This window comes from Pseudoalteromonas sp. APC 3355 (assembly GCF_030407615.1).
Lineage (GTDB): Bacteria > Pseudomonadota > Gammaproteobacteria > Enterobacterales > Alteromonadaceae > Pseudoalteromonas > Pseudoalteromonas distincta.
The window spans coordinates 212,531-237,650 of record NZ_JASDDB010000010.1 but is presented as its reverse complement, the minus strand read 5'-3'; the positions used below and the strand labels follow the sequence as shown (position 1 = coordinate 237,650).

Below are 25,120 nucleotides of genomic sequence, written 5' to 3'. Positions count from 1 at the left end.
CGTTATCCTTAAAATGCACTTACCGCTGAGCCTTCAAGTTTAACACATTTATTTTCAACACACTGCGTGCTTGGCGTTGTTAAATGCTGACAAATGCTCATCATCCCTTTTTGTGAATTATAACTACTTTCAAGCTTAGTAATTTTGTCGCTAAGGGCTGCTACTTGTTTTTCAGACGCTGATTTTGTTGAATACACAACAAAGCTGCTTGGCCCGCCACACGCGCGACTGCCTACTGCACTTATTCTGCATTGAGTGCTGGTATCACATTGCTTATCTGTAATTAGCGTATTTAATTCGGCTTTAGCTGTTTTTATATCGTCTATTGAAACGTTTTTTAAATCAGCTTTTGGTATTTTTTCAGCAACTACGTTCTTTTTAGTATTTTCTTGTAATTGAGTGTTTTCTTTTAGCTTTTGTAGCTCTTGCTTTGGCGCTTCAGTTTCTGAGGTTATTGTTACTTGCTGCGTTTCAGTTGGCGTTTTATCTAAGCATGCAGTTAAACAAAGTGGTAAAAGTATGGCTAACAATGGGGTACGCATAACAAACCTTGATAGTGATGAAATATTCATCACTATCATACACGGTGCATTTTTTACGGCAATAAAAACTATATTATCAAGTAATTAAAGCCGTGAAAAATATCGTTTATTAAAGTCCACCCTGCGTTAGTTTGGTGGGATTAAGTAGCTTTTCGAGTTCACTGCGTGGTAAATCGGTTTCTTGTTCGGCTACATCAATAATAGGGCGGGCTTCCTTATAAGCCTGCTTTGCTATTTTTGCTGCTTTTTCATAACCGATCACCGGATTGAGCGCAGTCACTAAAATTGGATTTTTAGCGAGTGCTTTATCTATATTAGGCTGATTTACTTTAAAGCTGGCAATGGCTTTATCGCCCAATGCTTGTGCGCTATTGGCAAGTAATTCTATGCTTTGCAAAATATTATAAGCAATGACTGGCAGCATAACGTTTAGCTCAAAATTACCCGCTTGGCCTGCTACTGTAATGGTCGCGTCGTTACCGATTACTTGTGCGCTTACCATGGCTGCGGCTTCTGGTATTACCGGATTTACCTTGCCAGGCATAATAGATGAGCCTGGTTGCAATGCTTCAAGCTCTATTTCGCCTAAGCCTGCAAGTGGTCCTGAGTTCATCCAACGTAGGTCGTTCGCTATTTTCATTTGTGCTACAGCGAGTACTTTTAATTGCCCTGAAAGCGCTACTATGGCGTCTTGTGAGCCGATGTTATAAAAAAAGTTACTACTAGGCGTAAATCTAATGCCTACATTGGCACTCAGGTTTTCTGCAAATTTGGCTGCAAACTTAGGGTCTGCATTTATTCCTGTTCCAACAGCTGTACCGCCTTGTGCAAGTTCGCATACACGCTCTAAGCTATGTCTAATTCCTGCTGCGGCATGATTAACTTGTGACTGCCATGCACTTAGTGTTTGATCAAACGTTACAGGCATTGCATCCATTAAATGCGTACGGCCCGTTTTAACTATATGGCCTACTTCAGCTTTTTTCTTTTCCAGGCTTTGCGATAAGTTTTCAAGCGAAGGAAGTAATTCATACACTACATTTATTGCGCTACTGAGTGCGATAGCAGTAGGGACTACATCGTTAGAACTTTGCCCCATGTTTACATCATCATTAGGGTGAATGCTTTCACTGCCTAATCGGCTAGCAAGCGTTGCAATAACTTCATTGGCATTCATATTTGAGCTTGTGCCAGAACCTGTTTGAAAAATATCAACGGGAAAATGCTCAACATGTTCACCATCAATAATACTTTGGCAAGCTTGCTCAATTGCATCGGCTTTAGCTTTGCTTAAATGGCCTAGCTCACAGTTACTTTGCGCAGCAGCTTGTTTTATATAAGCCAGTGCAGTGATAAATTGCTTTGGCATAGATAAGCCACTAATGGCAAAGTTATTAACCGCTCGCTGTGTTTGCGCTTGATAGAGCGCATCAGTAGGCACTTGTAGCTCGCCCATGCTGTCTGATTCTGTTCTAAAGTTGCTCATAAGTGTGCTCCTTAAAAAGGGTTGAATTCGTGACTAAGAATACGAGCTTCACGCTCAAGTATTAAAAATTGTGCAGTATTGTTATGCACTTTATAAAACCGTTTTAGTGCTAATAAAGGTTTGTATAGCTGCTCTAAACATTGTTTACGAATAGCATTATGTATAAGAGGGTCGCACATTTTGTTCATAATTTCATGGTGTGTGCGTCTAAGATAAAACTCTTGAAGCAAGGGATTACGTTGTTGCTCAAATTTTTTGGCGACGTTAAGGGCGGTTTCTATGTAATCGGCAACGAGCATGGGTGCATGCATGCCAGGTCTTAAGCAATGACAAGAGAGTTCTTGATGGTAACGATGCTGGGCATAATTTGAAGACATAAAAAAACCGACTCAAGTTAACGATAATAGTTATCATTACATTTAATCGGTTTCAGTGTAAACAGTTATTATAAGAATTATTTGCGATACTAATTTGAGTATTAATTGTAGCCAAGAATAAATATCTGATCTGTTTCATGTTTGCTCATCGCCTGTTGATTATGTTTAGGGTGCGAAAGTAAATCGATTACTGTAGCTCTCATATCAACGGCGTAACTATGATCGTCGGTGGCCTTTTCGGTTATAGCAATGGCCGCGTCTACAGCGGTATAAGGGGGTATATGCATAATTTTATCCTTTGAAATTTAATATAAGTTAAACCCTTTAGTGGGTTAACAATATAAAAGCATATTACGTACCAACCATAATGAGCCAGCTCAACCATATGATAGTTATAGTATTTAAAAATTACCTTTTTTTCATCACGACAAAATAAGCTAAATTTGCTTTACTGTTGTGCATTAATCTACAATTTTGGTGCACAGTAATGACAAAGCCATTTTCACAAGCCTGTGAAAACAATAAAACCCCTATTTTAGAGCAATTAAAGGACGTATTAAAAAATACTAAAACAGTACTCGAAGTCGGATCAGGAACCGGCCAGCATAGTGTGTTTTTTGCAGAGCAATTACCACATTTACAATGGCATACAAGTGATCGCGCTATAAACCACGAAGGGATTAATTTATGGCACCGCGAAGCTAATTTAACTAATTTACATGCACCACTTGAGCTTGATTTAAATAATGAATGGCCTGTAGATAAGGTTGACGCTATTTATACTGCAAACACATTTCATATTGTAAGTTGGCAATTAGTTGAACGTTTTTTTGACGGTGTTAAACGTCACTTAAATAGCGACGGTATGTTGTGTATTTACGGACCATTTAAGTACCAAGGTGAATTTACCAGCCCAAGTAATGATGACTTTAGTGCCTTTTTAACAGAGCGCGATCCGTTAAGTGGAATAAGAGATTTTGAAGCAGTTGAACAACTAGCTAAGCAAGCAGGGCTTACGCTTATTAGCGATACTGCCATGCCTGCAAATAATCAGTTACTCGTTTTTAAACGGCAGTAATGAGCTACATTGCTCTTTATATATATCAATATGGCCGCGTTCACGCTTTAAGTAGTCGCTTATTGCATTACTGAAATCGCCATCAACAATATGGTGAGCAGAGTAGGTAAGTACGGGTTCAAATCCGCGTGCTATTTTGTGCTCACCTTGTGCACCCGAATGAAAACAGTTGAGTTTATGCTTTATTGCAAACTCAATACCTTGGTAATAACATAATTCAAAGTGAAGCGAATCTACTTCCTCACTTGCTCCCCAGTAGCGCCCATAAAGCGTATTCTCACCTACTAAACTAAGTGTTGCAGCAATCACGTTGTCGTCTTTTTTGGCCAGCATAATAACGAGGTTATTAGCCATTAATGCATGTAAAAGCGTAAAAAACTCCATATTTAAATAGCCCAAATGGCCAGATCGCTTTAAGTAGGTACGCTGATAAAACTCACAAAACAATTGCATTATCTCGGGCGTAATTTGCGTTCCTTGCAGCCATTCAATATCAATATTTTGTTGCGCTATTTTAGCTCGCTCTTTTTTAAGTGACTTACGTTTTCGTGAGTTAAGTATTTGCAAAAAATCGTCAAAGGTTTCAAAACCTTTATTAAACCACTGAAATTGCACACCCACTCTTAGCATGGCATGTTGTTCAGTTAATGATGTTGCTTGGGCTTGGTCGCAAAAATTAACATGCCACCCCGACCACTTTTGCTCAGCACTGTGTATGCTAAGTTGCTCTGTAATGTACTGATACACCGCATTAGGGTTAGCGTGCTCGATAGCAATACGCTTGCCTTCAATAGGGCTAAAGGGAATGCCAGATAGCCACTTGGGATAATATTCTAAACCGTGTTTTTCGTATGCCTCAGCCCATGCCCAGTCAAATACGTACTCGCCGTATGAATGACTTTTTAAATACCCAGGTGCAAGTGCAACGAGCGTATCACTTTCAAAAATAGCGAGGTGATGGGGCTGCCAACCACTTTTTTGTGTTACGCATTGGCTTTGTTCAAGGGCATATAAAAAAGCATGTTGAGTAAATGGTTCATCACCAAATAAACGTTGCCACTGCGCCTGATCAATCTCATTAATACTGCTAAACCATTGGTGCGAAAACGTTCCCATGACTACTTACCTTGTAGATGTTTTAAGCTGTTCTACGTTTTTAATAAACGTACTAATTTGCTTTTTAAGCTCGGTAAAATGAGGATTATAAGTTAAGCGTTGTAAAGCCGGATAGTGTTTTAAGTTGGCGCTTGTACGCTCTCCTAGTTGTGGGTTTTTTGTTGTTTTACATGTCTTGTACAGGGACTCATCGTTAATAAAACTGCCACAATTACGATAGGTTGCGTTAATTCCATAATGTGGATTTTGCGGTGAGTTAACAATAGCAATATGCGACATACCATGAACTTTTTTACACTGAGGCGTTGTGCATTGCGGGTTATTTACTGTGTAGTCACTAGCAAAGTCTGGCGGTAAAATATCAGTGCTTCCATAAAGTACTAAAGTATCGAGCTGCTTATATTTTACTGAATTATCTTTGTGTAATGCACTTAATAATTTTAGCGTGGCACGCGTATCTATCGTGGTATCAATATCGCTAAGTACACTAAAAATAGGTAATTTAAGTGCAGATCGTTTGTTTAATCTACTAATACTTGTAAGTGACATAGCATCGTACGACGCGGCAGCTGCATTTAAAGGAAATGATTCATACTTAGCAAAGTCTACATCGGCGTCTTTATCTATCCAATTAACAAAGGGTATGGCATCAATCCACTTTGCTATCCAGCCGTACTTATTATGTGGCTCGGAGCCTGGCGAATAAAGCATAAGCGCTTTAATTTTAGGGGATACAGTGTGCTTGGTTGCGTAATCAATAAGTAACGCTGCGCCGGTAGAGTAACCTGCGAGTATCACCTCATCAAAGTCTTGCACCGAGCGTTTAATACCGTATTGTATTGCCTGTTGCCATTGGCTAACCTCTACATTGAGTAATGCACTTGCGGCGCTTCCATGTCCTGGTAATAAAATAGTACGCACAGTATAGCCTTGTTGATAATACACTTGTGCTAAATCGTGATACGTAAAGGGTGAGTCAGTTAGCCCGTGAATTAATAGTGCAACTTTATTGCTGTTTGGATGCGTAAGCTCAAAAGGGGCAATAATATCTGCAATAGTAGGGTCAGGTTTTCGCGTACCTTGTGTTACTAATTGCTGATACGTTTGTGTAATAACAGGGCATGGTATATCTGCACGTGGATTGGTTTTATTTATATGTTTATATGCAAAATCTAAGTAATCGTTAAATGGTAAAAGGGCGTGGTAATTAAAGTGCTGGTGGTCGTGCTCTTTTTCAAAGCGTAATAAGCCTTGTTGCTTACTTTTTGTTATAAATTTAAGGTCGCTCGCCTGCGATATACAGTTTTGAGCGACAGCAATATGCGAAAAAACACTTAAAACAAAACCAAAAGCGACTCTTAAAACTATTCTTAAAATTAAACCGCTATTGTTCATTAACTTCTGCATATTGGACAAGACACTCGGTTAGCTTAATGAGTTCAAGCGGTTTTGCAAGATGCTGGTTAAATCCAACTGCTTGTGCATGTGCTTTATCTTCTGGCATAACGTCGGCAGTTAAAGCAATAATCGGGAGCTCTTGTTCAGTTTTAAACTGGCGGATCAGTGCCGTTGCTCTATAGCCATCCATTACAGGCATTTGGCAATCCATAAGCACTAAGTCAAAATGCTGATTTTTAACTATATCAACGGCCAGTTCGCCATTTTCTACTATATACGGCACAATTCCTAACGAGCCAAGCATCGCTTTAATAACCATTTGATTTACTGGGTTGTCTTCTGCGACCAAAATATCTAGCGAAGTAATATTAGTATTATCAAATGTAATAACATGTTCTTTTTTAGGTTCTGTTGTTTCTAATCGCATTGAAAATGTAAAAGTAGAGCCTTTATTTACTTCACTTTTAAGTGTTATATCAGCACCCATTAATTGGCTTAACTCTTTCGCTATGGTTAAGCCAAGGCCTGTACCACCAAACTGCCTTGAGGTAGAACTATCCGCTTGGGTAAATGCGTTAAATAATTTTTTATGTTGGCTTGGTTTTATACCTATGCCGGTATCACTAACGGTTATAACTAGCTGTACTTTATTGGTGGCAGTAAACTCTGTTTCTATGTTTAAAGTAACGCTGCCTTGGCTTGTAAATTTAATCGCGTTACTACATAAATTAAGTAATATCTGCTCAATTCGCATAGGATCACCAATAAACCAGGTATCTAAAGGTAGCTTTGAGTTAACTTGCCATTCAATACCTTTGTTAACGGCGCTTTGCTCAAACATATTGTTTATGCGTGTTATTAAAGCACCTAAGTCGAATGCAATAGATTCAATAACTAACTTTTGGGATTCTATTTTTGATATATCAAGAATGTCATTAATTAAGTTTAATAAGCTTTTAGATGCTGAGTTTATTTTATCTAAATAGCCAATGAGTGTACTTGCATTGTCTGTTTCTCTAGCAAGTGAAGAAAAACCAATAACGGCGTTTAATGGTGTGCGTATTTCGTGGCTCATATTCGCTAAAAATTGGCTTTTAGCCTGATTAGCTAAATCGGATTGCTTCTTTGCTTGTGCGAGTGAGTGTGTACGCTCTGCAACTTGACGTGTAAGCGCTATTTGTTGCTGATTAAACAGCAGTAAAACCATTAAAATTAAAGAACATACGGCAACTTGAAGTATGAGTAATAATAAAGTTAGTTGACTATTATGTTGTGTTAAAAAGCTTTCTTTAAGGGCTACTTTTACAATCCATTTTTGCCCTGCAAAGTCCACATCAAACGACATTAAGCGGCTGCCTTTCGCTTGCTGAACATTTTGAGAGTAATTACTATAAAACGGCGGAGTGTTTGTATCTTCGTATATACCAATCGAAAACATATCAGACTGTTCTTTAGAAATTGCCTGCTCAATAATACTACGCACTAAAAACACACCAGTGGCATAGCCTTTAATTGTTTTTTCATCACTATGCTGGGAGTACACAGGGGCAAATAATAAATAGGCTGGTTTAGGTTGTTTGGTTTGCACCAACTGAATTATTTTAGTTCCTACTGGCATGTACTTTATAGCGGGGTTAAGCAGAGAGTTTTTTCGATCAGGGTTTGAAAATACATTAAAGCCAATAGCTTTTTGATTACCATTAAAGGGAGCTATGTATTTTACTATCACAAGGGGATCGCTACTTTCAAGAGGTTCGCCAACTACATCAATATCTAAATGATAAATGTTTGATATTTCTTGGGCAAAGACGTCGCGTTGATCTTGAGGTATTTTTGCGTTCCACGATAAGGCGTTAATAAATGCGTGCTGAGTTAGTAACTGGCTAGCATAAGAATAAAAATCTTGCTGGCTTAGCATGGGAGATGACTGTACCTGACTTGCTAGGCTCTGCACTGCAATAATACTACGATTTGTATATCTATAAAGGCTGTTTTCTATAACGTGGACTTCACGTTCAGCAATTTTAATAGTGTTTATACGATTTTCTTGATCGTATAACTGCGTTGTTACCGCGACTGATAAAAATAAAATAGAGCATACTGCAATTGTCGGAAACGCCGATATATTATGTTGATTAGACTTTTGTGGTAATAAAGAAAGTAAAAGCGGAGTCGCAATTAATACTCCTAATGTATCACCAAGCCACCAGTAAGTAACATTCTTCCAATGATTATCAACACTGTAAACCGAGTTGAATTGGCTTAAGGCAAATACGCCAAAGTTAGCCGAAATTAAGCTGACCAATATTGCTATAACAAGGATAAAGTAAATTATATTCTTGCGTTTTTTAAAGCGCAGCGGGTGCCCAAGCCAATACTTTAAAAGAGCTGCGCCGACCATTGCCTGTATAACAACACCAAAGGCGATATACATAGCCTCGTTAAATGAGTTGCCGACCAGGACTAGCTCATGAGCTGAACTATCAAAAATATTTAGGTTAAAGGCAATTGCAGCTACAAATAAAGGCGGGATAAAGCGCCACCACCAAATATAACAACCGACTAGAGCTATGCCGGCAGGTAACCAAATTGGAATGATTTGCGAGTTAAAAGCAAGTTTAGTGAGTGCTATGCCGACTAAAAAATATGCTAAAGCAAACATGATGTAAAAAATAATGGAATGATTTTTAGAGTTAAAATTTTTCACATAAGGTCCAAGCAATTATTATTGTCGTTTTGAAATATCAGTATAGCTAACAGTAAGTTATTTTGGTTATTTTTATAAAGGTAACTGTTTTTTGCTAAATGACTGCTTTAACACAACTGTTGATTCTATATTTGCGATACAGCTTAAGCCACCTAGTTGATGTTTTACAAACGTTTCGTAGCTCTCAAGATCATGTGCAATGATTTTTAATAAATAATCATAGCTTCCTGATATTACACAACACTCTAATACATGTGGTAATTTTTCTACATGTTGCTCAAATTGCTCTGCAGCACTTACCGAGTTTTGGCTTAATCGTACAAACGCATATACCAACACATTAAGATTAAGTGCTTTGGGATTTATGGCGGCGTGGTAGCCGGTAATAATGTTTTCTTGCTCTAACTTTTTTATACGCCTTAAACAAGGCGTATCTGATAGGTTAATACTGCCAGCTAAATCTGAAACCGACATACGAGCTTGGCTTTGCAGTGCAATGAGTAATTGCTGGTCTTTTTTATCTAACATAGTTGTCGGCTTTTATTAATTATTTTTATATTTGTAGTGATTATTGCTAAGTATTGCAGTTTTTACTAATTTTTTTGGCATTTTACCCTAATTGAACTCTGTTAGCATTTAACTATAAAAATAATAGAGCGCAGCAATGAACACACATACCGCTATTTTCGATCACTGGATACGAACAGAGTTTGTCACTTTAAATAGTGAATTAGAGCAGCTTTATTGGCAGCAAACCGATAAAGCAAATGTAGAAGGGGTAGGCGAGGCCTTAAAGCAACAATTAGAAAAAGAAGGCAACGTATTAATTAGCAATTTATTAGCCGAGGGAAACACAGATCAAGGCTTTGATAGCGCTTTTGACTTACTCGGTAACGTAGGATTATTTATGGCAGCGTGCAGGCGCCATGAAATTACTGAGCCAAGCAGAGAAACCAGCTCACCGCTAATAGAAGCCTCAGCGCTTGCTATGCATATAGGCGCATCCATTGGCGTAACCCCTCGTTTTGCTACCGCCCACTTAACTACTCATAACAAAGCACTTAACGGTATTTATAAACGATTTACTAATTTACCTGATGAAAAGCTGTTTCTTGATTATAACACTCAAGGCATTTTGGCCTATAAACGTGCAAGTGATGCTTTATTAAAAATATTGCCGTTAGGTATTTCACACCCCTTGTGTGGTGAGTTATTAAAAGTAGCTAAACAAGCGCTTATAGATGTAATTGAGTCAAACAATGTACTTTATTCTGAGCTCGATACAGATCGCTTTTTTAACTGCGTTCGCCCTTATTATAAACCGTACCGTGTAGGAAAAGAGGTTTACAGAGGGGCAAATGCTGGTGACTTTGCAGGTATTAACGTGATTGATATGCTGTTAGGGCTGTGTAGTGCAAACGAGCCTAGTTACTCGCAAATGCTGGTGGATAAGTTTTTATATATGATGCCAGAGGATCAACAAATCCTGCGAGAAGCCATGCGTATGCAAAGCTTTATGGATGACTTTTTACAAGCAGAGCAATATAAAAATACAGATTGGTTTAAAAGCCACGCAACGTTATTTATCCAAGTGTGTAAATTACATGGCGACACCGCAGTCGGTCATCATAATCAACTGGTTGAAAAGTTTATTGCTCAGCCCTCAAAAAATATGCAACAGCAGCATATGAGCAAGGTAACAGCAAGTGGTCCGCCGCTTCATGTGTTGCTTGATTCGCTCGAAAAATTAAGAGATAGGCGAGCCAGTGCAAAACGCGACGATATAAAAACACGTTTTGACGATCTAAACACACTTAAAGAATGGGTTAAATAGCATGCTTAAAAATGATTTTTGTATGGCTGATAGCTGTTATTTACTAAACCACTCGGTAGGGCGTCCTCTTAAAAATACGCAGCAATATTTAGCACAGCACTACTTTTTACCGTGGGAGAGCTCAAATAAAGAACCTTGGCAACAATGGCTGCCCGCAGTTGAGCAATTTACTACCGCGCTTGGTAAGTTATTTAATGCGCCTAGTTCGCAGTTTTGTCCTCAGGCTAATTTATCAAGTGGCTTAACAAAGTTGCTTATGTCGCACCCTCGATTACAGCAAAAAAATTGTAAAGTGCTTATGGCGCAAAGTGATTTTCCGAGTATGGGTTTTGCAATGCAAAAAGCGTTGCCAAAGTGCGCGCAAATCATATTTATACCTGAGCACGAAAACCTAACTGATATTAGTGTTTGGCAGCGTTATATAACCGCCGACATCGATTTAGTTTTTATAAGTCATGTATATTCAAATACAGGTGTACAGGCGCCTGTGTACGATATTGTAGCTATAAGTAAATTAACCAATAGTTTATCAATAGTTGATGTTGCTCAGTCAGCGGGGGTTATACCGCTTGATTTAAGCGTGCTCGATGCGGACTTTATGATTGGATCGAGCGTTAAATGGTTATGTGGTGGCCCAGGTGCAGCTTATTTATGGGTTAACAAAAATCAAATAGAGTATTGTGAGCCTAAAGATGTGGGTTGGTTTTCGCATCAAAATCCATTTGAGTTCGATATTAACCACTTTGAATATAACGCCAGTGCGCTCAAGTTTTGGGGTGGCACTCCCTCTGTAGCGCCTTATATTATTGCCGCAAATAGTATTGCCTACTTTGCAGAGCTAACAGCTCACAAGGTAAGGGTGCATAACTTAGCGATGCTTACGCTTATTCATGAGCAACTAGCTGAATATGTTGCATCACCTATGAGTGGTGATAAATGTAGCGGGACTGTTATTTTGTTTTTTAACAAGCAGCAAGACCATGTACTTACAGAGCTTAATAAAGCGAAAGTCAGTGTAGATGCTCGCAAATTTGGAATACGAGTATCGCCACATGTTTATAATACTCAAGAAGACGTTGCGCAGTTTATTTCTATAGTAAAACGAGCGCTTAAGGGTTTTGGCTAAGCTGCTGCTTTCTTTGCTTTAATGACTCTATTTTTTGCTGCGTTTGACTAATTGATGCGTCGTAGGCTTGTTTTAATGAATTTGTTTTAGTTGCGATAGCATCAGCAATAGACGAAGCGCCTAAACGATTGGCCTTATCTTGGGTCATATAATCTATTTGTTGTTTTTTAGCTGCGTATTCTTTTTGGCTTTGTTCAATAGATAGCTCAAGGCGCTTTATTTCACGCTCTATTTGCTGAACCTCTAAGTAGTCATCAACAGAGGTATCGGTTATACCTTTACCGGGCGTAGAGCTTTTATATGCTTCAATTACATTTATATCTTTTAGAGTAATAACTTGTGCATCTTTAGCGCAAGGCGTTTGGCTAAAAGTAGGAACGCCCTTAATTACACACTTATACACTGTTGTATTTTGTGCCAAGGTAAAAAATGGTGCTGCCGCGCAAAATGATAGCAATATGAACCGGATCATAGCTAAACCTAAAAGTGGCTAAAGTTGTGTTAATAATGCCCTAAGTTATTACTAGGCACAATTTGTTTAATTTTTATAAAATTTAGGCACAAAAAAAACCACAATTAAGTGGTTTAAATTAAGTATGGTCCAGAGGGAGGGATAGACTTGCTTACATCCATGTAATCAATCGCTGCGCGACGCTTGCAGCGGCCTAAAATGTTCCAGACATTTTGTCGAACCCTGTCGAGGGTTCTCACCCTCCCAATTTAGTATCGGTGTTAAATTTTAGGCACAAAAAAACCACAATTAAGTGGTTTAAATTAAGTATGGTGGAGAGGGAGGGATTCGAACCCTCGATAGAGCTACAAACTCTATACTCCCTTAGCAGGGGAGCTCCTTCGGCCACTCGGACACCTCTCCAACGCATAACCGGTTGTATTGATGGAGTAAAAAAAGCCACCAATTAAAATATGGTGGAGAGATAGGGATTTGAACCCTAGATGGGCTATAAACCCATGCCGGTTTTCAAGACCGGTGCATTCGACCACTCTGCCATCTCTCCGTGACGCAGAATAATACTTAGGTGATACCGCTGTGTAAATAGCAAAATGACTGTTTGCCTAAAAAACATACGTAAATGAGGTTTTTTTTGTAAATAAGGGGAAATTAAGGCAATTTTTAATAAAATAAATAGGTTGCAGCAAACAATGGGAGCTAAATAAGTGACTTCATTTAGTGGTTGAGTGTTCGCTGCACCGAAAAATAATCATGGTTGGGTGATTATTTATATTGAGCTGCACCGCTAAGTGCTAGTCTTTTACCAATAGTGTTAAGTTTAGCTAACATTCTTGCTTTACGGTTAGTTGGTTTAACGGCTACTTGCGCTGCTGCTGTTTGATTTAATGTATTAATTGGTTTCATTATTTTGCTCCGGTTGTATCTGTTGAAATCGCGTGCATTTTGCACGTTGTTTGATTAAAAATACAACGATAAAAATTGAGCCTGAGGGATTAGTTAAACTAATCTGAATTGATTTTATTAATATGCGATTCAGTAAGTTGCATTTCTGTTTTTGCATAGCTATTTATATGGCAGTTGGCTTTAGCCCCTTTACTGTTGGGGTTTTTACTTTTTTAATTTGTTTTTATGCATTTTATACAATGTTTTTTGATTATTTATTCAGATTAAAAAAATTTAATTAAACGTTTGTTATCTCACTCTAAAATACATTGCTGGAAACAAAAGCTTGTCACTACTAATAATTATTAAACCAAGTATCAAAAAACAGAGCCAAAAATCATTGGCATGGCTTAAAAACATCTGTAAAAAACGCAGCTTTTCTTATTGTATATTTACTACAACGGGAAGCTTTGACGATGACTGCGCTCAAATAAGGTTGTTGCTGAGTAAATTTACCAAAGTAGTTGCACTAGGTGGTGATGGGACATTGAACTTGGCGGTTAATGCGCTAATAGGGAGCAGTTGTTCGTTAGCATTATTACCTTGCGGTACAGGTAACGATTTCTCCAGAGGGTTTAATTGCAAAGAAGATGATTGGCGAAAGGCATTATTTAATACACCGACAGCAATTGATATAGGAAAAATTAATAGCCGCTATTTTATTAATATTGCAGGGGTAGGATTTGATGCTCATGTGATTAAAACTATTAACGATAAAGCTAATTTTTCATCTTTTGATTACAGTTGGACGAGTATCAAAGAGCTATTTTATTATCAAGCTCAGCAGTTACAAGGTACGTTTAATAACGATGCTCGGCAGTATCAAAATTTAATTACTGTATTTGCTAATCATAAGTACTTTGGTGGTGGGCTAAAAATAGCGCCAAAAGCGGATTTAATTGATGGCCAGCTTGAGTGTTATCAAATGCGAACGGGTGGGCTTTTTTATAATGTAATAAGCTTTATTAAGTTATTTTTTAAGCGTCATGAGTATATAAAAAACCTTACCTATAGTCGCTTAAATACAGCTTCCATAAATACTGAAGGGCTATTGATTGAAGCAGATGGTGAGCTGATAGGTAAGACTCCTGCAGTTGTTAGTGTGCATGGACAGGCCTTACTTTTTCATATGCCAATAAAAAAGCGCCTACAGTAAAGTAGGCGCTTTTGCGTTAGTTGCGTTAATAACGCGTCTAACTGGGGACGGAGCCACTTTTAGCTATTGCTCTATTAGCTAAAAAGGCGTTAATTCGTTTTGTTGGGGTAAGCACAATGGCGTTACCTAATAGCACTAAGCTAAACCCTGCAAAGGTATTTGCGTGCCATTCAAAGCCTTCAAAAAAGCTACTCAGTGTTACTGCCACTAATGGGAATAAAACAATAACGTAGCTGGCTTTTTCAGGGCCTATATTTTTTAGTAGTGCAAAGTAACAACCAAAAGCGATTACGGTGCCAAATATTGATAAATAAAGTAATGATAGCCAGTAGCTAGTTGGGGCGTTTAAACTAAATTGCACATCGTTCATTAATACATATAAAGCTAAGCCTATAGCACTATATAACATGCCCCATGCATTGCCCTGCAATACGCCAATTTGCTTACGAGAATTACGAACGCTTACCATGTTGCCCAATGAAGCCACAAAGGTGCCACCAAGGGCAAGTAGTAACCCGACCAATGCACCGTTACTTAAGTCGAACTGCTGTAACTGTGGCCAAAACAGACACGTAATACCTAATACAGCGAGTGCGGCACCGGTATAAATTCGTTTTGAGATAGGCTTACCAAAAAATAGTCGAGTGTTAACTATGTTCATAACCAGCAACAGTGAAAAGGCGATAGAGGTCATAGCGGAGGTTAAGTAATTCTGTGCCCAGTAAAGCATTAAGTAATTTAAGGCAAAATTACAAATAGCCAACAAAGCAAAAAAGCCATGATCGATTAATGAAAAGCGCATATCCGGTTTTTTGTACGCTACATATAACCACATTAAAAGCGCTGCAATAGCAAAGCGATAAAATAACGATAACTCTACCGCAATATCACCTAGCTGAAATTCGATGGCTAACCAAGTAGAACCCCAAATTAAAACGGTTGTAATGTATAGCGCTGCACTTTTCATGGTTACTCTCCAAAGCCCGATTGAATGGCTATTTTAAGACCTATCTGTATACTTACCATATACAGAAAAGTAAAAATGTAACCTATACAGATTTGGATGCGTGATGATAAGACAAAAAAATAGCCAGGGGCATGAGTTTCTATATCAGCAAGTTATTCAGTTGATCAGAGATATGAGCGCTCAACAGGTTTTACTCCCTGGCGAAAAACTTCCATCACTGCGTAAAATGGCAGATAACTTAAACATTAGTATTCCGACAGTGAAGCAAGCTTATCAAACACTTGAAGATCAGGGGTTAGTAGAGGCACGTGAAAAATCAGGGTATTTTTTAAAAGTCGTTAGCATGGCGCATAATTTACCTAAGCGAGTTAAATTAAGTCGCGAACCTGTTGTGGTAAATAAACAAGCCTTAATAGAGCAGGTATACAGTGCGATTCATCAAGCTAATGTAGTTCCTTTTGGTATCGCTAACCCAATTGCTGCTGCACCTACCGATAAAGCACTGGCCAGAAATATGCGCCGAGTAATGACTACAGCTGGCAGTAAAGCTATTAACTATGGACCAACAGATGGGTTTGTGCCGCTGAAAAAGCAATTGGTGCATCGCTATTTAGATTTTGGTATTGGTATAAATATGGACGAGCTTGTGATCACCAATGGTGCACAAGAAGCCATGGCTATTGCACTTAAGTGTGTAACAAAGCCAGGCGATGTAGTTGCCATTGAGACGCCTTGCTATCACGGGATTATCGAGTTAATAGAAAGCCTAGGGCTTAAAGCGCTCGAAATACCACTGTGCCCAGATAATGGTATTTGGTTAAGTGATTTGGAACGCGCTTTAAATGAGCATGACATAAAAGCGTGTTTATTCTCGACTGCAATTAGTAACCCTGTGGGCAGCTTTATGCCTGATACAAATAGACAGCAGCTGGTGGAGCTACTTGAAAGTCATGACGTAGTGCTTATTGAAGATGACGTATATGGTGATTTATATTTTACGGCAAAACGTGGCACACCTGCTTTAGCGTACTCTAAAAAAGGATTAGTGATTAGTTGCTCATCTTTTTCTAAAACGGCAGCGCCGAGCTATCGTGTAGGTTGGTTAGTTGCGGGTAAATTTGCAACGCAAGCAAGGCGATATAAAAGAGCACTAAGTTGCTCTGCTTCGTTAATAAACCAATGGACGTTATCTGAGTTTATTGCCAGCGGCGAGTACGACCGAAATTTAAAAGTACTTAGGCAACGCCTGCGCGATAACAAAGAGCGTATGCGATGGTGCTTACAACAAGCTATGCCAAAAAATACACGTATAAGCGATCCAAAAGGAGGCTGCGTTATGTGGCTAGATTTAGGTGGCGAGTACGATAGCCAAACATTGTTTTTACTTGCGCTTGAGGTTGGTATTAGTATTACCCCTGGGCTTGTTTTTTCGGCCTCTAATAAATATAAAAGCTGCGTAAGGTTAAGTTATGGTGTGCAATGGAGCGCGCAAATTGAGCACGCAATAGTTACATTGGGTAAGCTCACTTTATTAGCTAAAAAGTAATACCAATCTGCTTATATATGGGGTCTATTTAACGTTAAGAAAATTACGCTAGAACTAGGCAAAAGCTTTTGTATCTAGTTGTTCTAAATAAAAATTTTTAACGAAGTTATAGTGCAATTTAATTCATTAAATTGATCAAAGATTTATGCAGGTTGGTATAAATTTGCGAAACACAAAAAAGCAGCATTTAAGTAAACTTAAGTGCTGCCAAAGGGATGTTAAATAACGTTTGCTGTACTAATTTTGTTTAAAGCTAAATAACTGGTAACCTTCTAGCTCAGGCACTTGCATTACTAATTGCTCTTCTTGTTTTGCAATATCAGCAAAGTTTCCACATAAAGAGTTAGCACGTTCTTCAAGTGCGCTTGCATGTAGCTCTACTTTTTCTTCTATTTGTGCACCCATATTTTCCATACGTTGTTCAAAGGCATCCATATCACCGCCTGAACCAAGTAACTCAGAACCTAAAGCTACTAAAATACTGCCCATTGATTGCATCACTGCTGATTCAACCGCTGTTTCTATCTGCTGCTCAAATTGTTGTTCAAAGTTTTCGCCAAATTGATTAAAACTTTGTTGGCCCATCACAAATGTACCTTGTTGGTAAAATGTGTTTTCTACTTCGATTTTAATGTCATCCATAAGCTCAGACATATTATCAAGACCGTCAATATTAAATGCATTGCCTACTTCTTCTAATGCTACTCCGGCAATTTTAACACCCTCAAGCGCTATATTAGCTACTTCAGGTAATTGAGTGCGTAAGCTATCAGAGTACTTGGTTAGCGCGTCGCGCTGCGAATTATTCAGCGCTACAAGTTCGCCATTTACGGTTAAGTCACCATAGGTATTAAACTGCATGGTTTTATTGTTGGCGGTAAAAATTTCCAATTCGTTTGGCTTAATGCGCACATCATTTTTAAATTCGACGTTACATTCATCATTACTAAATGAAATTGCAGAATCGTTATCGTTATGAGCCATAGCGGCTGGTGAACAAATTAATGCGCTAACTAATAGTAATTTTTTCATGTTTTTTCTCTACTTTTTGTTGATGACGATTAATTAATAACAAGTTTGATGCCAGTTTTATTTTTTAATATAAAACATATGCTTAACTGTTTTTGTTTGTTTTTTAGTAAATGAAATTAATTAATAAATAACTATTTTTTAGTCAAATTGGCTAACTAATAAAAATTAATAAATTTTATTTATCGATACGATAAAAAACTCTCACTTTCCTCAATTCAAATTTAGCGCTATTTATTCACATTACTGACATGAAGACTATTTACAGTAGTCACGTGGCTTTATTTTGATGTTAATTTGCACAGCATTTTGACGTTAAACATTTTAATTTTACCGACTATTGCGATAATAAAATCCTTGGTTGGTCTCAAACACTTTATGGAGTGGGTTGTGGGTAAGACATTTAGTTACGATGCGCTAGATGACGATTTTGTTGAAGACGAGTACGAAATGCTCGGCCGTAATCAACACGATAAGAACAAGCAAAAGGTTAAAAAGAAGTTGGAAGACTACCTTGAGCAAAAACGCTTGCGTAAAAATCTAGGCGAAGACGATTTAAGCGATTACACCGATTAAATTTCACTAGTATAAATAAAATACCAATTAATATTGAGAGTTTAAATGTGCAGTTATGTGTATGTTTAAGTTTCAATAGTATTGGCAATAAAGAGGCCTTGCGCCTCTTTATTACTTTTTAAAGCGTGCTTTTAGCCTGTGCCAAAGCTTTTTGAATTGTAAGTTCTAGCTTTTCGGGTTTAGTAAAAGGTGCATAACGTTTAATTGGCGTGCCATCTGCGGCAATTAAAAATTTAGTAAAATTCCACTTTATTTTACGTGTTAAAAAACCAGGTAAAGCCGATTTTAAATAACGAAAGACTGGGTGAGCATGCTTACCGTTTACATCTACTTTGGCCGCCATTAAAAAACTCACACCAAAATTAATTAAACACCCTTGCTCTATCTGTGTAGCGTCGCCGGGTTCTTGCTGACCAAATTGATTACACGGAAACCCTAAAATAACTAAACCTTGGCTGGCATATTTATTATGCAAAGCTTGAAGCGACTCGTATTGGTAGGTAAATCCACATTTACTTGCGGTATTAACAATAAGCACAACCTTACCTTCAAAATCACTAAAGTTAATAGGTTGACCCTGCAAGCTTGTTGCGCTTAATTGATGGAATTTGTGCATATTGGCGTCTTTTTTATTATTGTTATCGGTATTTTAACCTGAGTACAGTATTTCATAAAGTATAAAGAGCGCTCTAATTTAAAATTAGAAATAGCCCCATACCGGCAAGCGTTGTGTAATAAATATTATGTGTTTTATAGGCAACAATGATGGCGACTATCGCTGCGCTTAAATAAGGGTTTTGCCAGTTTAAGTTAATGCCATCTTCATTCAAAAACACGATAGGCACCCAAATTGCTGTAAGCACCGCAGGTGCGCTAAAGCTTAAAAATTGCTGCATTTTAGGACCTACTTTAAACGGTAAAGCGCGGTGCAAAAATAAATAACGCGTAAAAAATGTAATGCACGCCATGAGTAAAATAGTTGTCATCATAGCGTTGCTTCCTTTTTAGCGGTTAGCCTTGCTGTGCTATAACCTGCGGCCATTGCCTGCAGCGCTGAGCAAACAAGCCATAACTCAAATCCGGTACTTTTTAAAAGCGTTGCGCTAACGCCTGCTACAATTACCGTAACGAGTGAGGCCAAATTTTTGATTCCCGGAATAACCAACGCGATAAACGTGGCAGCAATCGCAAAGTCGAGCCCTAAATTAGTTAAGTCGGGCAGCATTGTGCCCGCTACAATGCCAATTAACGTCCAAATATTCCATGCAATATAAAAGCTAAAACCAGCGCTCAATGCGTATATTAAGCGTGTTTTTGTTCTGTATGCTTTTCGATGATGAGAAAACGCAAATAGCTCGTCGGTTAAAACAAAGCTCACCGGTAAGCGCCAACGCATAGGTTGATCAATGACCTTATGACGCACAGCTAAACCGTATAAAAAGTGCCGAGAGCTAATAATAAATGTTGTGAATAAAATTGTGAGCAATGGTGTGTTGCCCGCCATAAGTTCAATCGCAACAAGCTGTGCAGAGCCTGCAAATACTAATAACGACATTGCTTGGGTTTCAAAGGCGCTAAAACCATTTTGAATCGCTAAAGAGCCGCATAAAATACCCCAAGGAACAACGGCTAAACACAGTGGTAGCATATCTAAAAAGCCTTTTAAAATAGCTTTTTTAACTGGTTGCATGATATTTACTCTCACGGCTTGTAGAATGGCTCATAAGGATACCTTAATATTATGATGTTAAAGTAGTTAACAAATTAAATAATACTGTTTTTTTAAGGATAGGCACAATGACGACGTTAAAAGTGTGGGATGGGTTTATTAGATGCTTTCATTGGTTTTTGGTTGTAAGTATTGCAGTGCTTTATTTTAGTATTGAAGAGGGCATGATTGAGCTTCACTTTGTCGCTGGTTTTTTTACTTTAGCACTTATAGTAACACGTTTAATATGGGGTGTTATTGGTAGCAAAACCGCGAGATTAAGTGGGTTACTGCACTCTCCTAGTGCTATTTTAAAGGCGCTAAAAACACCAAGCGACTCGTTAGGCCATTCAGCACCCGGTAGCTGTATGGTGATAGTGTTTTTTATATTAATCATAACGCAACTTGCAAGTGGCTTAATGAGCAGTGATGGTATTTTAACTGACGGGCCGCTTGCTCAATATGTGTCTAGCGATACGATTGATTTTGCCAATTGGCTACATGAGCTGAATTTTGACATTTTACTTTATGCTATTGGCTTGCATGTATTAGCTATTATTGTTTATAGAATAAAAGGCAAACCGCTAGTTAAGGCGATGATCACAGGCTCAAAAGAGTTAAAAGCGGATGACTCTGAGGCTAAAGTAACTAAAGCGTCTTGGCCTGCGTGGTTAATATTTATATCTTTATTGGTGTTGCTGGTATTTACGTGGGCGAAAGAGCCTTTAACTTATTTATTTAGTTAAAAACACATTAAACCAATCTTAAAGGGCTGGTTTTTGTTTTTGGTTACATTCTTTTGTTTGATTGTTATGCGGGGTCGAATTATAATCGCCGCATTGCTGGCAAACTAGCCGAAAGGTTAGGACGCAAAGTTTCCGGTCTAAGGCTTTTTAAAAGCTATGGTAGCGGGACTACTGCATAACGTGTTGTTATGTATCACTTGCCCTCAGTGTATTTTTTGTGTATCCATAGTGTATGGATAAGATTTTGTAACTCTTAAGGTGTTGCCGTGTTTATGCATACGTCGTTGGCCTGTGGAAAGTGGTCAACAATAGGTTGCTTAAATCATCATACCCAATTATTTATTGGTGATGTGGTGAGTGTAACCTTTTACGACATGCAAGGAGAGCTGGTTAGTTTATCATTTGATTACAAGATCACCTCGCTTGAGCAAGGTGAGCCCCACGCATGGCCACGTTTAGTTGCCGAGCATATTAATGTACATGTTCCTCTGGTTAGCGCAGGTAAAATGACCGAACAGGGTTTAATTGTAGCCTATAGAAATAATGAAATTTTTGCTTTGCAAAGCAGTGGTATATGTAAAGCACACGTCGACTTTCATTGTATTGCAAAATGCGATGAGCGTGTTGTTAATAACCTTGATACTTATGATTACGTGTACCCTGAAAATTGTGAAAACTATAATGCGGGTACAAAGGTATTGCAGCCAAAAACTGGGCATGTATATCAATGCAGGCCTTGGCCATTTAATGAGTTTTGCCGCACGAATGACGACAATAAGTCTATGTTCGAACCCGGTGTAGGGCAAAGCTGGGCTATGGCTTGGCAGCAAATATAAAGCTTAAATTATCTTCCCAAAGGTATAGCGGTTTTAGTAATGAAGCGTTTACCGTTTTAGCCCATCCAACTATTGGATGGGCTTTTTTATTTTTATGATAAACTGCAAATCACATTATTTTTTTAATTGGTTTTGTTGTGTCTCGTCCTGACTACTCTTTAAGTTTATTACCTAATTTCCCGATTGCTAAACAGCAAGCCCATACATTAAGTACTCATAATAAGATACGTACCGATAATTACTATTGGATGCGCGATGACGATCGCCAGGATGAGCAAGTACTTGCGCATTTACATGCCGAAAATGCGTACTGCGATGAACAGTTAGCTGCTATGAAGCCACTACAAAATACACTTTTTGAAGAGTTAAAAGCACGCATTGTAAAAGATGATAATTCGGTACCCGTTAAAGACGGGAAATACTGGTATCACTCAGAAGTTCGTGGTGATGATGAATACTCGCGTCATTATAGAAGTACGAGCATAAAGGCCGATAATAAAGAGCTTTTACTCGATGTGAATGTATTAGCTGAAGGATTTGAGTTTTTTGAGCTGGGCGAAGTCGCACTAAGTCCATGCGAGCAGCTTATGGCTTACTCTGAAGATACTGAAGGTCGTCGTATTTATAATGTTCGCTTTAAAAGCTTAGCGACCGGTGAGATGCTACCTGATGTACTTGAAAACACAGAAGGGCAAGTTGTTTGGGCTAATGACAATAAAACCGTTTTTTATGTTAAAAAAGATTTAAAAACATTATTAGGCTATCAAGTGTTTCGGCATGAGCTTGGTAGCGAGCAAAGCCAAGACGTAATGGTTTACGAAGAGCAAGACAGCAGCTTTTTTATGGGGCTTGGTAAAAGCCGCGACGAAAGCTTAATTATTATTGATTTAGCATCGACAGAGACCAACGATACATGGGTGCTTGATGCTAATAAGCCCACTGGCGAATTTGAAGCATTAATGCCGCGTGAAGATGGCCACGAGTTTGACGTAGATAAGCTAGGTGACACATTTTATATTGTGACTAACTGGCAAGCTAAAAACTTTAGATTAATGACGGCAACAAACGAAACGATTGCTGATAAAACACAATGGTTTGAGCATACAGCTCACAGAGAAAATGTCCTGCTTGAAGGTGTTGAGTTATTTAATGACTTTTTAGTATTGAGTGAACGCGAGCAAGGGCAAGCTCGATTTGTAGTTGTTAATAGGCAAGGGGATCGTATGGCACTTGAGTTTGCCGATCCTTGTTATTATGCTGCAATAGCAATGAACCCAGAGCCAGACACACGCACTGCGCGTATTTATTACTCAAGTTTAACAACACCAGGCTCTTTATATGATGTTGATTTAGCAACTGGCGAAAAAACACTACTTAAACAGCAAAAAGTACTCGGTAGTTTTAATGCCGATGACTATCAGTCTGAGCGATTAATGGTAACTGCTCGCGACGGAGTTAAAGTACCTGTATCAGTTGTTTATCGAAAAGACAGCTTTAAAAAAGATGGCTCAAATCCGTTATTTCAATACGGCTATGGTGCGTATGGCTATACGATTGATCCAAGTTTTTCAAGTTCATCGCTGAGCTTGCTCGATCGTGGTTTTGTTTATGTAATAGCACATGTTCGAGGCTCTGAAATGCTAGGTCGCGAGTGGTACGAACAAGGTAAAAAAGAGCATAAACAAAATAGCTTTAGTGACTTTATTGATGTGACAAAAGCGCTTGTTGCACAAGGCTATTGTGATAGCAGCAAGGTGTTTGCCTCAGGCGGCAGTGCAGGTGGTTTATTAATGGGGGCGGTTGTAAACCAAGCACCAGAGTTATATTGCGGTGTTGGCTGTCATGTACCATTTTTAGACGTATTAACCACGATGCTTGATGAAAGTATTCCGCTCACAACAAATGAATATGATGAATGGGGTAATCCAAATGAGCCTCAGTTTTACGATGTAATTGAAGCTTACTCGCCGTATGACAATATTCGCGCCCAAAACTATCCGAACATACTCGTTACTACCGGTCTTCATGACTCACAAGTGCAGTATTGGGAGCCTATGAAGTGGGTTGCAAAAATGCGTGAACTTAAGACTGATAGTAATATTTTAGTATTTAAAACCGATATGGATGCAGGGCACGGTGGTGCATCAGGTCGCTTTAAAAGTTTAGAGGAAAAAGCACTCGAAATGGCCTTTTTTATTGCTTTATTAAATTAACTGCAAAATCGGAAAATTGTATTATCCTATATATAGAAGTTGATATATGTAAGGCGATTTATGTTTGGTGCACATGGTGAATTTCAAATTTGTTCACAGCCCCCTCAGATGTATTTAGAATTGAAAGGGAGCTTTAATAATGAAGGCATTACGCTGTTAACTAATGGAGTTGTTCAGGAGTTGAGCACTCACCCTGAAAATACGATTAAGTTTGTGGTTGTTAATTTAAAAGAGTTTGAGCTGTTAACTTTGGATGGCCTCGATTCATTAGAGGCCTATTTTGCCGGTGTAAAAGAACGTGGCTATCAGCGAGTTGACTATATAAACATTAATATCATAGCTAAAAATATGTTTGAAAAAGTATGGAAAAATAGCGATGTAGAAGTTAATTTTTATAAAGATACCGAAAGCTATTTATTAGTGCACCCAAATGACAGTTATATAAAACAGAACTGGTAATTAATATGAGTATTATAAACCGCTATTGAAGAGGGCTTATAATACTCTCTAAACACCCTTTATAGCGCCGTGAAAGGTTTAAACACATATCGTTTTTCAGCCTTACTCTATAATCGCCACTGTCAGTAGGCATCAGTTCGCAAATAGCTTGTTTTCTTACCAGCGTAGAGCGGTGAATGCGAACAAATCCTTCTGGTTCTAGTTGTTGTTCAATATTTTTCATGGTTTCGCGATGTAGTACCGGCGTATTACCTTGGGTAAAATGCAGCTCTACATAGTTGCCCGCGCCATTAATCCAAATAATATCATTTATATCAATTAGCCTTACCTTACCTACATCTTTAACCACAATATGTGATGATGGCTTTTCAGCTTGTGCGCTTTGCTGGTATTGGCGTTCGGCCGCACTTGCAATCGGGCAAAGGTGAATCAGCTTATCAAAGCACTTATCAATACGTGATGCAGTTGAATCTAATATTAAAAAATCAACAGCGCCAACTTCAAAGGCAAAACTCGCAAAATGTCCCGATTGAGCAATAATGACTAACTTCAGCTTTTTAGCAAGCTCAGTTAAATGCACTATTTGCATAGGGTCAGCTAGGTTGGTTAGTTCGTAAAACAGTACGTTGTATTGATCTGTGTCTATTTGATCTAATCTATTTGTTTGAAGAAAAGATTGAGATTCAAAGTGCCGGTGATCTTGCACACGCTTTGTTAAAAATGTTGCAAACTTAGTGTTACTAACAAAAGTTAATGCATGAAAAGAAGCGATCATTATTTTATATCTCTTGCTGTATATAATAATA

The 25,120-nt window shown here is 38.3% G+C and carries 26 protein-coding genes, 2 tRNA genes and 1 riboswitch; of the genes, 10 read left to right on the top strand and 18 right to left on the bottom strand.

Annotated features, from left to right (window positions below):
- Positions 1-8 precede the first annotated feature (8 nt).
- The 4 genes from QMA08_RS14775 to QMA08_RS14760 form a co-directional block, all read right to left on the bottom strand.
- Positions 9-542, bottom strand: a complete 534-nt coding sequence (locus QMA08_RS14775) for a hypothetical protein (RefSeq protein WP_138489879.1) — start codon at positions 540-542, stop codon at positions 9-11.
- Between the two features lie 109 nt (positions 543-651).
- The gene (locus QMA08_RS14770; protein ID WP_290174803.1) at positions 652-2,028 is read right to left on the bottom strand and encodes a class II fumarate hydratase; all 1,377 of its coding nucleotides are present in this window, start codon (positions 2,026-2,028) and stop codon (positions 652-654) included.
- A gap of 11 nt (positions 2,029-2,039) precedes the next feature.
- Positions 2,040-2,405, bottom strand: coding sequence for a hypothetical protein (locus QMA08_RS14765; protein WP_238719444.1), 366 nt, complete (start codon positions 2,403-2,405; stop codon positions 2,040-2,042).
- Between the two features lie 101 nt (positions 2,406-2,506).
- On the bottom strand, positions 2,507-2,692 hold the full coding sequence (locus tag QMA08_RS14760; protein WP_200219703.1) for a hypothetical protein: 186 nt from the start codon (positions 2,690-2,692) through the stop codon (positions 2,507-2,509).
- Positions 2,693-2,892: 200 nt separating this feature from the next.
- Here QMA08_RS14760 and QMA08_RS14755 point away from each other — a divergent pair, with 200 nt between their 5' ends.
- Positions 2,893-3,483: a DUF938 domain-containing protein gene (locus QMA08_RS14755; RefSeq protein WP_039488722.1), complete on the top strand. Its 591-nt coding sequence runs from the start codon at positions 2,893-2,895 to the stop codon at positions 3,481-3,483.
- On the opposite strand, the gene QMA08_RS14750 is transcribed toward QMA08_RS14755, so the two are convergent.
- The 4 genes from QMA08_RS14750 to QMA08_RS14735 form a co-directional block, all read right to left on the bottom strand.
- A complete protein-coding gene (locus QMA08_RS14750; protein ID WP_290174802.1) occupies positions 3,460-4,599 on the bottom strand; it encodes a GNAT family N-acetyltransferase in 1,140 nt (379 codons plus the stop codon). The two genes, QMA08_RS14755 and QMA08_RS14750, sit on opposite strands and share 24 nt — an antisense overlap.
- A gap of 6 nt (positions 4,600-4,605) precedes the next feature.
- Entirely contained in the window at positions 4,606-5,994 is a 1,389-nt protein-coding gene (locus QMA08_RS14745) for an alpha/beta fold hydrolase (protein ID WP_290174801.1), read from the bottom strand.
- Positions 5,984-8,704 carry an ATP-binding protein gene (locus tag QMA08_RS14740; protein WP_290174800.1) on the bottom strand — a complete coding sequence of 907 codons (2,721 nt, stop codon included), beginning with the start codon at positions 8,702-8,704 and terminating at the stop codon, positions 5,984-5,986. Before QMA08_RS14740 ends, QMA08_RS14745 begins: the two co-directional genes overlap by 11 nt.
- Positions 8,705-8,776: 72 nt before the next feature.
- Entirely contained in the window at positions 8,777-9,232 is a 456-nt protein-coding gene (locus QMA08_RS14735) for an Lrp/AsnC family transcriptional regulator (RefSeq protein ID WP_024604725.1), read from the bottom strand.
- Positions 9,233-9,368: 136 nt separating this feature from the next.
- On the opposite strand from QMA08_RS14735, the gene QMA08_RS14730 reads away from it, so the two are divergent.
- On the top strand, positions 9,369-10,538 hold the full coding sequence (locus QMA08_RS14730; protein ID WP_290174799.1) for a monodechloroaminopyrrolnitrin synthase PrnB family protein: 1,170 nt from the start codon (positions 9,369-9,371) through the stop codon (positions 10,536-10,538).
- Position 10,539: 1 nt separating this feature from the next.
- Positions 10,540-11,664, top strand: a complete 1,125-nt coding sequence (locus tag QMA08_RS14725) for an aminotransferase class V-fold PLP-dependent enzyme (protein WP_290174798.1) — start codon at positions 10,540-10,542, stop codon at positions 11,662-11,664.
- Here the strand turns inward: QMA08_RS14725 and QMA08_RS14720 are convergent.
- The 4 genes from QMA08_RS14720 to QMA08_RS14705 form a co-directional block, all read right to left on the bottom strand.
- Positions 11,648-12,136 (bottom strand): RNA-binding protein, encoded by a 489-nt coding sequence (locus QMA08_RS14720; RefSeq protein WP_024604723.1) that lies wholly within the window; start codon positions 12,134-12,136, stop codon positions 11,648-11,650. The genes QMA08_RS14725 and QMA08_RS14720 overlap by 17 nt on opposite strands.
- 309 nt (positions 12,137-12,445) lie before the next feature.
- Positions 12,446-12,538, bottom strand: a tRNA-Ser gene (locus QMA08_RS14715).
- Positions 12,539-12,589: 51 nt separating this feature from the next.
- A tRNA-Ser gene (locus tag QMA08_RS14710) sits at positions 12,590-12,680 on the bottom strand.
- Positions 12,681-12,898: 218 nt separating this feature from the next.
- Positions 12,899-13,039, bottom strand: a complete 141-nt coding sequence (locus QMA08_RS14705; RefSeq protein ID WP_004335040.1) for a hypothetical protein — start codon at positions 13,037-13,039, stop codon at positions 12,899-12,901.
- A 325-nt stretch (positions 13,040-13,364) separates the two neighbouring features.
- Here QMA08_RS14705 and QMA08_RS14700 point away from each other — a divergent pair, with 325 nt between their 5' ends.
- Complete coding sequence (locus QMA08_RS14700) at positions 13,365-14,234, top strand: YegS/Rv2252/BmrU family lipid kinase (protein ID WP_290174797.1); 870 nt, start codon at positions 13,365-13,367, stop codon at positions 14,232-14,234.
- A gap of 37 nt (positions 14,235-14,271) precedes the next feature.
- On the opposite strand, the gene QMA08_RS14695 is transcribed toward QMA08_RS14700, so the two are convergent.
- Positions 14,272-15,201 (bottom strand): EamA family transporter, encoded by a 930-nt coding sequence (locus tag QMA08_RS14695; RefSeq protein WP_039488714.1) that lies wholly within the window; start codon positions 15,199-15,201, stop codon positions 14,272-14,274.
- 103 nt (positions 15,202-15,304) lie between these two features.
- Between QMA08_RS14695 and QMA08_RS14690 the strand changes: the two genes are divergently transcribed.
- Complete coding sequence (locus QMA08_RS14690) at positions 15,305-16,747, top strand: PLP-dependent aminotransferase family protein (protein ID WP_272451740.1); 1,443 nt, start codon at positions 15,305-15,307, stop codon at positions 16,745-16,747.
- A gap of 237 nt (positions 16,748-16,984) precedes the next feature.
- Here QMA08_RS14690 and QMA08_RS14685 read toward each other — a convergent pair whose 3' ends face one another.
- Entirely contained in the window at positions 16,985-17,779 is a 795-nt protein-coding gene (locus QMA08_RS14685) for a YggN family protein (RefSeq protein ID WP_004335029.1), read from the bottom strand.
- 387 nt (positions 17,780-18,166) lie between these two features.
- Between QMA08_RS14685 and QMA08_RS14680 the strand changes: the two genes are divergently transcribed.
- A complete protein-coding gene (locus QMA08_RS14680; RefSeq protein ID WP_007579801.1) occupies positions 18,167-18,352 on the top strand; it encodes a PA3496 family putative envelope integrity protein in 186 nt (61 codons plus the stop codon).
- 118 nt (positions 18,353-18,470) lie between these two features.
- Here QMA08_RS14680 and QMA08_RS14675 read toward each other — a convergent pair whose 3' ends face one another.
- The 3 genes from QMA08_RS14675 to QMA08_RS14665 form a co-directional block, all read right to left on the bottom strand.
- Entirely contained in the window at positions 18,471-18,968 is a 498-nt protein-coding gene (locus QMA08_RS14675; protein WP_033030969.1) for a glutathione peroxidase, read from the bottom strand.
- Between the two features lie 73 nt (positions 18,969-19,041).
- The gene (locus QMA08_RS14670; RefSeq protein ID WP_004335020.1) at positions 19,042-19,341 is read right to left on the bottom strand and encodes an AzlD domain-containing protein; all 300 of its coding nucleotides are present in this window, start codon (positions 19,339-19,341) and stop codon (positions 19,042-19,044) included.
- Positions 19,338-20,042 carry an AzlC family ABC transporter permease gene (locus tag QMA08_RS14665; RefSeq protein ID WP_290174796.1) on the bottom strand — a complete coding sequence of 235 codons (705 nt, stop codon included), beginning with the start codon at positions 20,040-20,042 and terminating at the stop codon, positions 19,338-19,340. Before QMA08_RS14665 ends, QMA08_RS14670 begins: the two co-directional genes overlap by 4 nt.
- A 107-nt stretch (positions 20,043-20,149) precedes the next feature.
- Here QMA08_RS14665 and QMA08_RS14660 point away from each other — a divergent pair, with 107 nt between their 5' ends.
- From QMA08_RS14660 to QMA08_RS14645, 4 genes are all read left to right on the top strand, one after another.
- On the top strand, positions 20,150-20,806 hold the full coding sequence (locus QMA08_RS14660) for a cytochrome b/b6 domain-containing protein (protein WP_004335011.1): 657 nt from the start codon (positions 20,150-20,152) through the stop codon (positions 20,804-20,806).
- Between the two features lie 88 nt (positions 20,807-20,894).
- Positions 20,895-20,982, top strand: a riboswitch (cyclic di-GMP riboswitch).
- A gap of 96 nt (positions 20,983-21,078) precedes the next feature.
- On the top strand, positions 21,079-21,642 hold the full coding sequence (locus tag QMA08_RS14655; RefSeq protein WP_182672463.1) for a chitin-binding protein: 564 nt from the start codon (positions 21,079-21,081) through the stop codon (positions 21,640-21,642).
- A 137-nt stretch (positions 21,643-21,779) separates the two neighbouring features.
- Positions 21,780-23,855: a S9 family peptidase gene (locus tag QMA08_RS14650; RefSeq protein ID WP_272451741.1), complete on the top strand. Its 2,076-nt coding sequence runs from the start codon at positions 21,780-21,782 to the stop codon at positions 23,853-23,855.
- Between the two features lie 60 nt (positions 23,856-23,915).
- Entirely contained in the window at positions 23,916-24,314 is a 399-nt protein-coding gene (locus tag QMA08_RS14645; protein WP_024597142.1) for a hypothetical protein, read from the top strand.
- Positions 24,315-24,336: 22 nt separating this feature from the next.
- Here QMA08_RS14645 and QMA08_RS14640 read toward each other — a convergent pair whose 3' ends face one another.
- Positions 24,337-25,089, bottom strand: coding sequence for a LytTR family DNA-binding domain-containing protein (locus QMA08_RS14640; RefSeq protein ID WP_182682765.1), 753 nt, complete (start codon positions 25,087-25,089; stop codon positions 24,337-24,339).
- Positions 25,090-25,120: the final 31 nt, after the last annotated feature.